Origin of the sequence: Formosa sp. L2A11 (genome assembly GCF_009796865.1) — a bacterium.
Classification (GTDB): domain Bacteria; phylum Bacteroidota; class Bacteroidia; order Flavobacteriales; family Flavobacteriaceae; genus Formosa.
Map to the genome: position 1 here is coordinate 249,090 of NZ_CP047028.1, position 13,647 is coordinate 262,736.

Here is a 13,647-nt window from a genome sequence, read left to right on the forward strand (position 1 = left end):
AAAGTACAGGATTAATTGATCGCCAAATATAGCTTAATTATCTCTAATTTCTGAGACGGAAAACCCTTTACTTTCAACAATTCATCTAAATCATTAAAGCCTTCGTGTAGTGTTCTATAGTCTAAAATTTCTTTAGCTAACGGATAATCAATATGTTGTATTTTAACTAAATCGTTTGTATTAACCGTATTTAAATTAAACTTTACAACTGCTCTTGGTGTTTTTACTGTAAATTTATTTTTAATGTTTTCGATAACTTCAGGAGTCAATCCGTACACATCTTCTAATTGCACATCTGCGATAAAGCCTCCTTCAAAAGAATTTCTAAATTTTATAATACGTAAAGACAGCTTTTCTCCTATGCCATAAACCGATTGCAATTGAGACGCTGTGGCTGTATTTAAGTCTAATTTCTCTTTAAATGTGAGAGGTCTGTTGCTGTCTTTCTGAAATGATTTTTTTTGAGAAGTATTCTTAGTTACCCATTCTGGGAACTTAAAAAAGGGTGATAAATTTTGAAGTAAAGAATCTGAAACTCCAGTAACCTTCTGAAACTCTTCTGTAGAATTCACCCATTTATTCTGATCTCGATATGTATGTAATTTATCGATTTCTTCATTTGTCATCCCTAAACTATAACCTTTAAAATCTGTTATATAATTTGGATTAAATGGGAATAATTTTGGTTTCGCTTTTTCAATTTCTATAGCTTTAAGCGAATCGATTTCTTTTTGAAACACTTTTAAATCTTCTTTAGTAACCTCAGGAACATTAGAAGATGTATTCCAAAAGAAATACACACATTGAAGGATTATAATAATTAATAGCAATAAAAAAATCCCATATCGCTGTTGTTTTGAAAACACGATATGGGATTTAAATATTTTCATATTTCTATATTACATATGTTCTGTAAAATCTGTAGCACCATCTTCAATAGCGTCATCCTTCTTAGAAATTGCATTCATATACTTATCTAATTCGCGTTTAACCACTGGTGTTAATAAAACCACACCAATAATATTTGGTACCACCATAGCAAAGATCATGGCATCAGAGAAATCGATAACCGCACCTAAACTAATAGAAGCACCAACAACTACGAAAAATAAGAATAATATTTTATAAACTAAATCTGTAATTTTTCCTTTTCCAAAAAGGTAAATCCAACCTTGCATTCCGTAATAAGACCAAGAAATCATGGTAGAGAATGCAAATAAAATTACAGCTATTGTCAATACAATTGAGAAGTGAGGAATCACACTATCGAAGGCCGTAGCAGTTAACTCTACACCTTCTGAAATTGGCACTCCGTATTCCATAAACTGACCATCAAAATTTGTAATAATAATTACTAAGGCTGTCATTGTACAAATTACAACTGTATCTACAAAAGGTTCTAATAAAGCAACAATACCTTCACTTGCAGGATAAATTGTTCTTACTGCAGAATGCGCAATAGCGGCAGAACCTACACCAGCTTCGTTAGAGAATGCTCCACGACGAATCCCCTGAATCATAACTCCTACTAAACCTCCAGCAATTCCTAAACCAGAGAAAGCACCTTCGTATATTAACATAAAAGCATCTCCAATATGTGTGTAATTAGCTCCTAAAATAATTAAAGATGCCAACACATATATACCAGCCATAAACGGTACAATTTTTTCTGTTACAGAAGCAATACGCTTAATACCTCCAATAATAACTACAGCAACTATAGCTGCCATTACTAATCCGAAATACATACCTCCGTTAGATCCTTCAATACCTGCTAGTTTTACAAACTGTGCAGCTGCTTGATTGGCTTGGAACATGTTACCACCTCCAAAAGAACCACCAATAACAAAAACAGCAAATACAACAGCTAGTACTTTTCCTAATCTGCTATACCCCTTTTCAGCAAGACCTTTTTTCAAATAGTACATTGGTCCTCCGTAAACAGTTCCATCTTCACCTACATCACGATATTTAACACCTAATGTACATTCTGCAAATTTAGAAGCCATTCCTAAAAATCCTGCTACAATCATCCAAAATGTTGCTCCTGGACCACCAATAGATAAGGCCACTGCAACACCTGCAATATTTCCTAAACCTACTGTCGCAGATAAAGCTGCAGTTAATGCCTGAAAGTGAGACACCTCTCCATCTGCACCAGTTTCATCATCATTTAATGTTTCAATAATATCTTCATCCTCATCTGAAGAAGATTCACCATATAAATTTTCTGCTCCGTGCTTCTCAATATCATGATATTTATCCTGAACAACATCTATAGCAGTTCTAAAGCCTGTAAAGTTTATAAATTTAAAATAAAATGTAAAGTACAATGCTCCTCCAACTAATACGATTAACACCCAAGGTAACTGAAAAGTGTCTGTAAAAGGAATTTCATAAAAAATTGCGTCAACAAACCATCCTGTGTAATCTTTAAAGACTATGTCAATCTTTTCTGATGTTGTTTGTTGCGCAAATGTTAAAATAGGTAGAATAAGTGTAAAAATAGAAAGAAGATACTTCTTCATAATTGTTTTTAATGTTAGTTAATATTTGAGGAGGGAGCCTCGTTAAGTGTCTCAAGTTGATAAAAAAATTTATCTTAAAAAAATAAATTTTCATTCATGAAATTAATAATTAATTACAAATCAAACACAGATGTACGTTTTGTATACAACATATCTTTAATGCGGATCCAAAAAGCTAAAAATAAATATAATGCAAAGCCAAAGCCAACGGTTACAAAAGTGAGATATATAAAAGATGTTCTTACCACTTTTGCTCTTAATCCTATGCGATCTGCGATACGCTGACAAACGTAAAAACCACGTTTTTGAAAATAAAGTAAAATCTTATACAAAAATTTCATGTTGCAATATAGCTAAAATCGGTTTAAAATGGTATTTCCTACAGCACAATGCAAGCATTTTTTAGAATTACAGTATTCATTTTTTAACTGAATTAGTCCTTGCGTTTGCAATGCGGATTTAGAAAACGACTTTAAACTTTCAAATTTTTTAATAATTGAATTATTCTCAGGATCGAGCTCGTTAATTAACACAATTAAATCTTCAGTATTAATTTTACCTAAAATTTTAGAATAACTAAATTTGATAGGGATAATTGTATTTATAATTAACAGATCGATAAAATTCTTAGAAGTCGACTTCTTCGAAAAGTTTGATGTTTTCTGAAATGTATAATGTGTTTCCCAATATTTTGAAGTAGAAACAGTGAACATGTCGTAAAATTCTTGCTTCGTATTTGCTTCAATAATTTTTGATAAAAAATTTTGATTTTTAACATAAATTTGAGCTAATTGGGACAATCTAATGGTAGGAAAATTGGGCGGACGCAGCCTAAAAAACTGAAGAGGCGACACGTGGTCTTCCGTTACACTAAATTTTTGTTTTAAAAACTGATATTCTTTTTGAAGTGTAATGTAATATTCATCTTCAATATCTGCTTCTAACAAGCCACTTTGTCCAAATAATAAAGCTTCTAAAACATCTGGTTTACTCTGTGTTTTTCTAATAATCCCAAAATCTATAGAATTTGCCAAACTAAAAAAAGCTTCGCCATTCACTTTTAAACCAAAATTCTTAGCCAATAATTTAAAAAGTACGGCTTCCCAATCATTTTTAGATGTAGACAGAAGCATTTCAATCTGACTGGATTTACGTTCTAAACGCTCAAAAAACAAACGTTCTAACCAATTCTGAAGTACAAAATCGTCTACCGAAGCAAAATCAGACTCACAATTAATCCATTTTTGTGCTTTCGAAAATAATTGATGATAGCCATTTAAAGCCGATTTAGAAACCACATCCTTTAAAACTAACGTTGGAATTACAGAATTATCTTTTCTGAAGATATCTACATCATGTTCCCAAACTACATGAAGAATCACATTATCGTAAGCGGGATCTATTTCGTGATGGTGCACATACCAATCTGATGTCTTTATATGAATTTCTACATTCCCGGCCCAAAGCTGATTGTTAATTTTAAGTTGGGCATTAAAGAAGTCTGGACCAGAATTAAAGTTGTGCTGACCAACATTAAGAAGTTGCACAGCCTCACCAAGAACAGTCTGTAACTTATTAGTATCGAACTTTTTATATTTCCATAAATAATGTAAAAAATCTTCTTGCATAGCTAAAGATAGAATTACAATATAAAAACACCAAATTTTGAATACTAATTCTATAAAGACATCTAAACTTATTAAATTTGAAGAAAACATCTTAACATGAACGAACTTACGCTAACAACTCCTGCCCTATTATTCTCTGCAATATCATTAATAATGTTAGCCTATACCAATAGGTTTTTGGCCTACGCAGCAGTAGTACGTGATTTACATGCAAAATATTTAGAAAAAAAAGATGAGCGTTATATTGTACAAATAAAGAATATAAAAAAACGCCTGTACTTAACACGTTCTATGCAAATTGCAGGAATTTCTAGTTTATTACTTTGTGTAGTGACTATGTTTTTAATTTACATTAATCAGCAATTTATAGCCGTTTGGGTATTTGGAATAGCCTTAATATTATTAATTGTGTCTTTAACTTTATTAATTATGGAAATACAAATTTCTGTAAAAGCTTTAGAACTCCATATTAGCGATATTGAGAATAGTTAATTCCATAAATACCAATTCTATTAAAACCGATACTTTACATTTAGAAGTACATACAAAGGTAAGGTGTTAATACGCGTTTCATTTCTTTGAAATTCTGAAACATAAACATTATTAAACGCCTTAACATTTAATAGATTATTAGCAGACAAACGATATGACCACCGGCTATTTTCTGGCGTATAATTCACATTGAAATTAGAGAACCAATAGGTGTTATGATTAATTGAATAATAGGTATTCTCGAATTTACATAACCATACATCTGAAAATCTAAAAGTAGCATCTACATTGCTTTCGTAATAATGATTTGTAGTTATTTGTGAATCGAATTCACCTTTAGCATAATTATATTGGAATCCGAATTTAAAATTGATTGGTAATTTAAAATAGGTTGTCCCTTGTAACCTATAGTTCGCAGAATAATTAATAGTTGGGCTTGGTATAGTATTAATAATAATTGGATTATTTGTCCAATTGTGATTTGTAATTATTTTTAAAGTACTAGAAAGCGGCGAAAGATATTTTGTTATGCTTAAATTATAATTTGTAAATCTTCCTCCATCTATAACCGTATAGGCACTAAAATTACTTTGTTCTGTAACCTGACTGTTTAAACCATATCCCCTATCAGAAAAACTATGCATAACCATTGAATTAATTAAAAACTGTTTTTTATAATTATTAAACGTGTAATAAAATCCAAAATTATGGTTGTTTATTTGCTGAATTTCAGCTGTACCTTTAGTAAATATTCTGTAGTTTTTTAATATATAATCTTCGGTTAAATATCTGGAATTTGGCAAATCACTTTTATAATTATAACTCACTCCAAAATTCCCGATTTTTGTTTTTTTAGTGTGTAACCTAATTCTAGGGTTCACAAAAAAGAATTGTTGTTTAGCAGTATTCAGCTCTAAATAATTTTGAGAAAACCGTAATGAGCTACTCAACTTTAACAGCCTAGAAATGGTGTAATTATATTTTAAAGTGGCTTCAAATTTTGTATTTCTATAGCTTGTATTATTACTTAAACTATCTATTATAGGCGCATTATCAAACCTAAATGCGCTTTCAACATCATCTATATCAACAGTTGCAGAGAACTCTACGCCATATTCAGACTTATTGTGTTTTCCTTTTAATTCAGAAATTAAACCATAATACTTCAAAGGTGTTTCGCTTTTTTGATTGATTTGAGCGTTGTCTTCATTGTTAAAAACATCACTTAAAACATTTGGTAAAACACTTAAGGTTTGTTTGGTTTTATTTATGCCAAAATACACATAGTTTAGCCATAGTATTTGGTCTGATATTTTTTTAGTGACCTTTAAATGATTGAACAGATTATACTTTTCATCGTCCTGAACTTGAGAAATCCGTTCTGTATTAAACAATACATGATTTCTAGTTTGTGTTGGGTTATTTTCAAAAGCGAAATCGTACGTATAATACGTTTCATTTTTAGAGAAATGCTTCAATTCTAATTCTGTCGCAAAAGATATATCTTTAATCTTAATATTATTTTGTTCTGAAAATGTAATAGATTCTGGTGAAATGAAATATTCGGTAAGATTTAAATTTTGTTTCTCTATTTCATCAAAAGTAAAATATGTATGACTCCTTAATTTTGTATGATCTGATAAACTGGTGACAAAACTAAGTGAATTTAAAAACGAGGTATTAAATACATCTTCATTATTAGAGAAGTTCGTATCGGACACATTATCTACGTTAACAATTTCATTATTACGCTTTTCTATTTTTTTGTCTATGTTGGCACTAGATATATTAATAGTTTCGCTAGATTTAACTTGAGAGGTTGCTGTAGTACCAATAGTATTACCATTAGTTAAATTAAGAACTTTAACTTTCTTTTTAAGTAATCCTACACTTGCACTACTATTAAAATGATTTTCTACACCAAGTCCCACATCTACATTTCCAAACCATACGTTTTTCTTCTCCGCTTTTAACTTTAGGTTGAGTGCGACTTTTTCAGAATCTTGAAATTTTTTCAGAACCGGATTATCTTCAAAATTATTAAGAACCTCCACTTCATTAATAACATTGGCATCTAAGTTTTTAGTAAGTAACTTATATTTATCATCAAACAAATCATCAGCCTCAATAAGTAATTTATCAATATTTTTACCATTTACTTTTATATTCCCATCTGATGCAATTTCAATTCCGGGAATGTTTTTAAGTAAATCTTCTAGAACTTGTTCCGAACCATCTTGGAACGCTGAAACTTTATAAATAATGGTATCTGTTTTTACGGAAATTTTCTCCCAAGCCTCTAAAACCACTTCGTTAAGGTCTTCTAATTTCTCTTTTAAAATAAAATCGACTGTAAATTCGGTATCCTTCCCTAATCCAATTGTTTTTTCTTGTTGCTCGAATCCTAAACCGTTTGCAACTAGTTTTAATGTATCCGACTCTGAGTTTTTAAACTGAAATTGGATTTGGTATGCTCCGATTTCATTAGAATACCCAAAAGCAACAATTTTTTCATTTTTATATATAATTACTGTTGCATTGGGGATTGCTACATTTGTTTCAGACCGTAAAACACCTTCAACTTTTATGGTTTGTGCTGTTATATGGCTACACCAAATTATAAGAAAACATAATACCAAATATTTACCCATTTAGGATTTGGCTTTAATTTTCATCAAACACTTCTATATAAGAACCTGCCATAGATTTTTTTCCTGTACTTTCTTCTGCATCGAAGTCTTCCATAAACATCCTACCATTCTCAATTGCTCTGTTATGAGCTTCAATTAATCCTTGTTTGTACTCTGCAAATGATATCCAATCTTTTTGTTCTGTGGTTGGGTCTAGAGCTAGTATGGTTGTTTTAGTTTCTAATGGATATTTAATAGACTTAAAGTAAAAATATACTTCTTTATCTGTGTCGTAAGCTTCCAAAATTAAACCTGGCAAACCTTGTAATTTCCATGGCCCATAAGGCAAAGGTATTTCGGTTGTAAACCAAGCCGTATACGCTCTACCTCGAAACGCAGCCGTAGCTTTTATACAATTAAAATTACCTATGGATTTAGTGTCTTCAGAAATTTTCCAATGCATCTCTGGGATGGGTTCTTTAATATAGACAAGCCCCAAATCTCTAGACATTAAGGTTTTGGTCTTTCGATCTATATAATATTGAAATCCTTCGGGCAAGCTAAATTTTTGTTTAACGAACACTTTATTTTTATTCTTACGGATAGTTTCTGTTTTATTTACAGATCCGCCTTCTAAAGCATCTTGCGCGAATATATATAGCGAACAGGTTGTATTAAATTGTAACGCCGCATTATAATCTATCCCTATAGGCGCTCCCATCCCCATACTTTGCTTGTGCCCATAAGTTACTAGTCCATTTTGCGATATACTATTTGAACCCCATAAGACAGTTAGTATTAAAAATAGATGTTTCATACTATTTAAACGTTTGAAGATATAAGCAAAACACTGCACTAAGTCTCTTTACAACCTAAGATTTTACCTATAATCGTTTAAATTTAAATAAATAGCATGTTCATTTTTGTTAAAAAAATGTGAATTTTTCAGAAAATAGAAGTAATTATAGTTTTGCTTTACGGGAAAACCGCAATAGCCTTTATAAAGCTCTTAGAAACCTAAGGCTTTGAAAATTTAAAAATGAATAGTATTACACTGAAAACCTACTCGAAACGCATCGCTTTTACCGGAGATATTTTGGTAATTATATAAGATGGCACTAAAAGCATCACTAAACACAGTACAAATGTCCCAATATTTAACGCGATAATATAATTAAGATTAATGTAGACGGGAGCTTCAGTAACATAATAAATACTCGGGTCTAATGGAAAAAGTTTTAAATATTTCTGAGCAAAGAGCAATCCAAGTCCGATAACATTTCCCCAAAACAATCCTAAAATAATTAAGTAAGAGGCATTAAATAAAAACAATTTTCTAATACTCCAATTATTACTTCCTAAGGCTTTTAAAACACCAATCATTTGGGTGCGTTCTAAAATAAGGACCAGTAAAGCCGTAATCATATTAATTCCTGCAACCAAAATCATGATCCCGATAATGGCATAAATATTATTATCGAAAATCTTAATCCACTCGAAAATAGAATAAAATTTATCAACTATAGTTTGAGTATTTAACGTAGGTGGTGTGTTTTTATAAACTTCGGTTCCAATCTCTTGAACGCGATCAAAATCATCTATAAACACTTCAAAATCGCCAACTTGTGTGGCTTCCCATTTATTTAATCGTTGTATGTGTCTAATATCTCCAATAATATAAGACGCATCGAATTCTTGAAATCCCGAATTATAAATCCCTACAATGGTATATGTAATAATACTTGGTGGTTTATTGGTATCGTCTTTAATAAAATAGGTATTAAATTTATCGCCTAATTTAAACCCCATTTTATTAGCAATAAACTGCGACATTAATACATCTTCATTTCTATCTTTTGTATAATCTGGGAGTCGACCTTCTATTAAAAAGTCTTTAAAATATTTCCAAGTAAAATCTTTACCAACACCTTTTAAAATAACTCCTTCAAAATCTGTAGCGGTTCTAATCACACCAAATTTGGTTGCTACGGCTTGAATGTGATTAATACCATCTATACTATTAAACTCTGGATAAAAATCTTGTTGGGTAGAAATAGGAACAACACTTTCTTGAGAATTGTTACTATCGAAGTTAGAAATTATAATGTGTCCGTTAAAAGCAACAACCTTATCTCTAATTTTTTGTTGTAAACCAATTCCTGTTGCAATGGCAATCATCATGACCACAATACCAATTGCAATTGCTGCGATTCCAATTTTTATTATTGGTGCCGAAACACTACTTTTATACGCTTTACTGCCTATTATGCGTTTAGCTAAAAAAAATTCGTAATTCAAATTATTGGTATGCATTTAAATGTCCTCAAAAATACAGTTTTATTATCGGTTTTCATCATGATTTCTTTTGGTTGTCGTGCAATCTCTTCTACCGGAAATCTAAATCAAGAAAATTTAGTCATTAAAAATGACAGTACAATTATTATTGGAGCTAATAGAACCGAAGCTTACCTTCCGCTTTTAGAAGGGAAAAAGATTGGTGTTGTAGCGAATCAGACTTCAGTTATTTTTAAAGTTAATGACTCGTATACGCATTTGGTAGATTCACTTTTACAATTAGATGTTAATGTAACCAAAGTTTTTTCTCCAGAACATGGTTTTCGTGGCACTGCTGATGCAGGAGAAGTTGTTAAAGATGGTATTGATACTAAAACAAAATTGCCTATAGTTTCGCTTTATGGTTCTAACAAAAAACCTACAGCAGAACAACTTAAAAATATAGACCTACTAATTTTCGACATTCAAGATGTAGGCGCACGTTTCTATACTTATATTTCTACATTACATTATGTAATGGAAGCTTGTGCAGAAAACAATATTCCGGTATTAATATTAGATCGTCCAAACCCGAATGGTCGTTATATTGATGGTCCTATTTTAGAAATGGAATACAAAAGTTTTGTTGGTATGCATCCAATTCCTATCGTTCATGGTATGACAATTGGTGAGTATGCGCAAATGATTAATGGACAAAAATGGTTAAAAAACGGAGTACAATGTGATATTACTGTAATTAAAATGAAAGATTACACACACGATGCCTTATACCATTTACCAATAAAACCATCTCCTAATTTACCAAACGATCAGTCTATAAACTTATACCCTAGTTTATGCTTTTTTGAAGGAACAAACGTTAATGCGGGTCGCGGTACAGAAACACAGTTTCAAGTGTATGGATCTCCATTTTTAAAAAACCAATCTTTTAGTTACACTCCTGAGTCTAATGCAGGTGCTAAACATCCTAAACATGAAAACAAAGTATGTTATGGTGTAGATTTAACATCAGAAAAAGAACAGAATCAGATTAACTTAGCTTACGTTATTAAAGCGTATCAGGCGACAGATAATAAGTCGAAATTTTTTAATTCATTTTTCACCAAGTTAGCGGGATCTAAAAAACTTCAGAAACAAATTGAAGGTAATTTAAGCGTTACTGAAATTAAACAATCTTGGAAAACAGGACTAGACACTTACAAGAAAATGCGCAAACATTACCTATTGTATAAATAATTTAAATGCTGTAAAAAACAAATATTGAATTTTACAGCATTACCTATATTATATGGGAATTATCTTTTATTTAAACTTAGAATATTTTGTAACTCGCTAAAATTCCAAAACCATTAATTTTGGAAGTGGCTCCAGCTTCATTAGAAGACATATTACTACTTAAATCGTATCTTAACTCGCAAGCAAAGCTTTTATAAATAACACCTATACCCATTGGGAAATTAAAATATGCCGATTTAAAATACAATGCATCTTTATATTCTACAACCTGTCCTGTTCCTGCTCTTACCTCTACTAAATCTGATTTGCTATTTAAATCTAAACTTAAACCAATACCTAAATTTACAAAAGGCATTAAACTGCTGTTTTTTAGTTCGAACTTATGGCGCAACATTGTAATAAATTGTAAAGTTGTAGTCTGAAACTCCATATTTAAATCGTTAGTTAAACTATTATTTGTCTCAGAGAAGGATTGCGAATAATTAATATCGCTTTTCATTGATCTATAAGTTAACTCGGTATATAAAGACCACTTTTTTATATCTTCTTTAAAATTAAAATCTGCAGCTAATCCAAATACGGGAACGGTAAAGCTTTGATCAGGAAATCCTCTTAAAGCTCCTTCTTGATCTTCTACCTTGAAATTAGTAAACAGCAAACCTCCTGTTACATATAAATCAATTTTATCATGTTTAATATCTCTTATATATTCACTACCTGTAGAAACACACGCATTATATTCATTAAAATATTTCTGAAGTTGTTTATTATTATAATCAAAATCTTTTATAGTCACAGTTTTACAATCTGAAAAATATAATCTAAGCTGACCAAGATATTTTTTATATTCAGATTTAATCGTTTTAGAATTCCCATTTATGGTCTCTTTTCTTAAAATATCTCTATTGATTAGCTCTTGAAATTCATCTCCAATTTTTATAAAGAAATGAGGTCTATAATCTCGATACTCATACAGTCCTGCATGACCTTCTACAAGCGTATTTAAGAAGATACGTTTATTTTCAAACTTAGCTTCATCTCCAATTTTCATTTGGTTTAAAGTTTGGTTTGTTACATCTAAATTAACAGTTTCGGTAATAAAACGATCGTTTTCAATTTGAAACCCCAAAATATCATTTGGCGTATAAACACTATTCTGATCTCCTTGTTTAAACTCTATTTTAGAAGGCGTACTTTTCCATTGTTTATCATTTATAAATCCATTTAAAGATTCATTATTATTTGTAGTAATTTGTCCTTCGACCCAATTCGTTTGTGAAAAGGACGTAAAGAAGCTCAATAAAAAAAGAAGGTTAAGATATTTCATTAAAAATGTGGTTAGGTTTTAAATGTAAAAAAAAAAAAAAGAATTCTAACAATTATTAGTACAACTATGCGTCTTTTATAAATTTAATTCAATCCATTATTAATCATACTAATCAATTTTTTCTTATCCCAAGAAGACACTTGCTCTTCCCAAATAGCACCATTTGGTTCGTCTTGCAACAAGGTATAAGATGCTAAATATAAAAACGACCGCAGACCTGTATTAACATTAGTAATTTCTAAAGTTTTAATTCTATGTAATTTTCTAAGCACTTTTTTAGGATGCTGTAACAACAAATCCTCTTGTGCTTTTAACAAATCTATTCTTTGTTTTAAAACAGCTTTATTTTCCAGACTTTCTACATCTAAAAGCTGAATAGCTTCATCTAGATATATAGAAGCTAAACCAACAAATTCTGGTCTTATATTAGACTTTGTAAAAAATGCAAAATCCATATATTTAGCCGATAAAAAAATAGTAGAATAAAAATCTGGATTACGCTTATAATTTTCTAACGAGGAATTTAGAAAAGTCATATCTAAACTATAATTACGAATAAATTCTTGAAGATTTAAAACAAACTTGGTATCGTAAATATTTAAAATATTGCCATTAGCATCTAACACCTTTAAGCTGTCATCATTAAACTTTTCAATATAACTCTCAGATTTTTTATTTTTTATTTTTTCATAAAGCTTAGAATAGTTATCCTCACTTAGTATTACAGGCACAAAACGGTCCCAAAGTAAACTATCTATAACAGGCTCTTCAAACATATTGTCTACTAAGACTTCTTGTCCAACACTATCGTTTACATAGATAGGGATACCTTTATTATAGGCATCTTCCCAAACCACAACTAATAATTTGTTTTGTGTTAAAGCTAAACGTTCTGCAACTTCCAAATTTGTCATCCATTCTTGGGCAGAACTTATACCAAATGAAAAACTTAATAAAATAAAGAGTAAAAATCTGTTCATAATTTACTTAATACGTTTTTTCATTTCTTCTACAATATTAAAAGCTGCAGGACAAATAGTCACATTTTTTAAGGTAAGATTAGAAATTTGCTGAAACTTTTTTCTGTCTGTATGCGGAAACTCACGACAAGCTTTTGGTCTAACCTCGTAAATAGAACAATAATTATCTGCTCCTAGAAATGTACACGGTACACTTTGCAACACATAATCTTTATCTTCATCTACGCGTAAAAACTGTGCGATAAACCGTTGGGGTTTCATTTTAAAATGTTTAGAAATACGCTCTACATCCTTATCTGTAAATAATGGTCCTGTAGTTTTGCAACAATTTGCACACTCTAAACAATCTGTTCGTTTAAATTCTGCATCATGCAATTCCTGCATAATATAATCTAACTGCTTTGGCGGCTTCTTTTTTAGTTTTTTAAAAAAGCTAGTATTTTCGTTATGCTTATCTTTGGCCTCTTTAGGCAGATTTTTTAATATGTCTTGCATGTAACAAAAATACGATTTAATTAAAATAAATCATTT

General features: G+C 30.6%; 12 protein-coding genes. 2 read left to right on the forward strand and 10 right to left on the reverse strand.

What is annotated here, in order from left to right:
- Positions 1-11: 11 nt before the first annotated feature.
- The 4 genes from GQR95_RS01095 to GQR95_RS01110 form a co-directional block, all read right to left on the reverse strand.
- Positions 12-890 (reverse strand): helix-hairpin-helix domain-containing protein, encoded by an 879-nt coding sequence (locus GQR95_RS01095; protein WP_159021408.1) that lies wholly within the window; start codon positions 888-890, stop codon positions 12-14.
- Positions 891-899: 9 nt separating this feature from the next.
- A complete protein-coding gene (locus GQR95_RS01100) occupies positions 900-2,528 on the reverse strand; it encodes a sodium:alanine symporter family protein (protein WP_159021409.1) in 1,629 nt (542 codons plus the stop codon).
- 113 nt (positions 2,529-2,641) lie between these two features.
- Positions 2,642-2,869 carry a PspC domain-containing protein gene (locus GQR95_RS01105; RefSeq protein ID WP_159021410.1) on the reverse strand — a complete coding sequence of 76 codons (228 nt, stop codon included), beginning with the start codon at positions 2,867-2,869 and terminating at the stop codon, positions 2,642-2,644.
- A 12-nt stretch (positions 2,870-2,881) separates the two neighbouring features.
- Positions 2,882-4,156 (reverse strand): DUF2851 family protein, encoded by a 1,275-nt coding sequence (locus tag GQR95_RS01110; protein WP_159021411.1) that lies wholly within the window; start codon positions 4,154-4,156, stop codon positions 2,882-2,884.
- Between the two features lie 96 nt (positions 4,157-4,252).
- Between GQR95_RS01110 and GQR95_RS01115 the strand changes: the two genes are divergently transcribed.
- Positions 4,253-4,648, forward strand: coding sequence for a DUF2721 domain-containing protein (locus GQR95_RS01115; protein ID WP_159021412.1), 396 nt, complete (start codon positions 4,253-4,255; stop codon positions 4,646-4,648).
- A gap of 20 nt (positions 4,649-4,668) precedes the next feature.
- Here GQR95_RS01115 and GQR95_RS01120 read toward each other — a convergent pair whose 3' ends face one another.
- From GQR95_RS01120 to GQR95_RS01130, 3 genes are all read right to left on the reverse strand, one after another.
- Positions 4,669-7,299, reverse strand: a complete 2,631-nt coding sequence (locus tag GQR95_RS01120; protein WP_159021413.1) for a carboxypeptidase-like regulatory domain-containing protein — start codon at positions 7,297-7,299, stop codon at positions 4,669-4,671.
- Between the two features lie 13 nt (positions 7,300-7,312).
- Positions 7,313-8,095 (reverse strand): GLPGLI family protein, encoded by a 783-nt coding sequence (locus GQR95_RS01125; RefSeq protein ID WP_159021414.1) that lies wholly within the window; start codon positions 8,093-8,095, stop codon positions 7,313-7,315.
- Positions 8,096-8,340: 245 nt separating this feature from the next.
- The gene (locus GQR95_RS01130) at positions 8,341-9,576 is read right to left on the reverse strand and encodes an ABC transporter permease (protein WP_159021415.1); all 1,236 of its coding nucleotides are present in this window, start codon (positions 9,574-9,576) and stop codon (positions 8,341-8,343) included.
- A gap of 9 nt (positions 9,577-9,585) precedes the next feature.
- Here GQR95_RS01130 and GQR95_RS01135 point away from each other — a divergent pair, with 9 nt between their 5' ends.
- Positions 9,586-10,809, forward strand: coding sequence for an exo-beta-N-acetylmuramidase NamZ domain-containing protein (locus GQR95_RS01135; protein ID WP_159021416.1), 1,224 nt, complete (start codon positions 9,586-9,588; stop codon positions 10,807-10,809).
- A 76-nt stretch (positions 10,810-10,885) separates the two neighbouring features.
- On the opposite strand, the gene GQR95_RS01140 is transcribed toward GQR95_RS01135, so the two are convergent.
- The 3 genes from GQR95_RS01140 to GQR95_RS01150 form a co-directional block, all read right to left on the reverse strand.
- Complete coding sequence (locus tag GQR95_RS01140) at positions 10,886-12,136, reverse strand: outer membrane beta-barrel protein (RefSeq protein WP_159021417.1); 1,251 nt, start codon at positions 12,134-12,136, stop codon at positions 10,886-10,888.
- Positions 12,137-12,219: 83 nt separating this feature from the next.
- On the reverse strand, positions 12,220-13,116 hold the full coding sequence (locus GQR95_RS01145) for a hypothetical protein (RefSeq protein ID WP_159021418.1): 897 nt from the start codon (positions 13,114-13,116) through the stop codon (positions 12,220-12,222).
- Between the two features lie 3 nt (positions 13,117-13,119).
- A complete protein-coding gene (locus GQR95_RS01150; RefSeq protein WP_159021419.1) occupies positions 13,120-13,611 on the reverse strand; it encodes a YkgJ family cysteine cluster protein in 492 nt (163 codons plus the stop codon).
- Positions 13,612-13,647 lie beyond the last annotated feature (36 nt).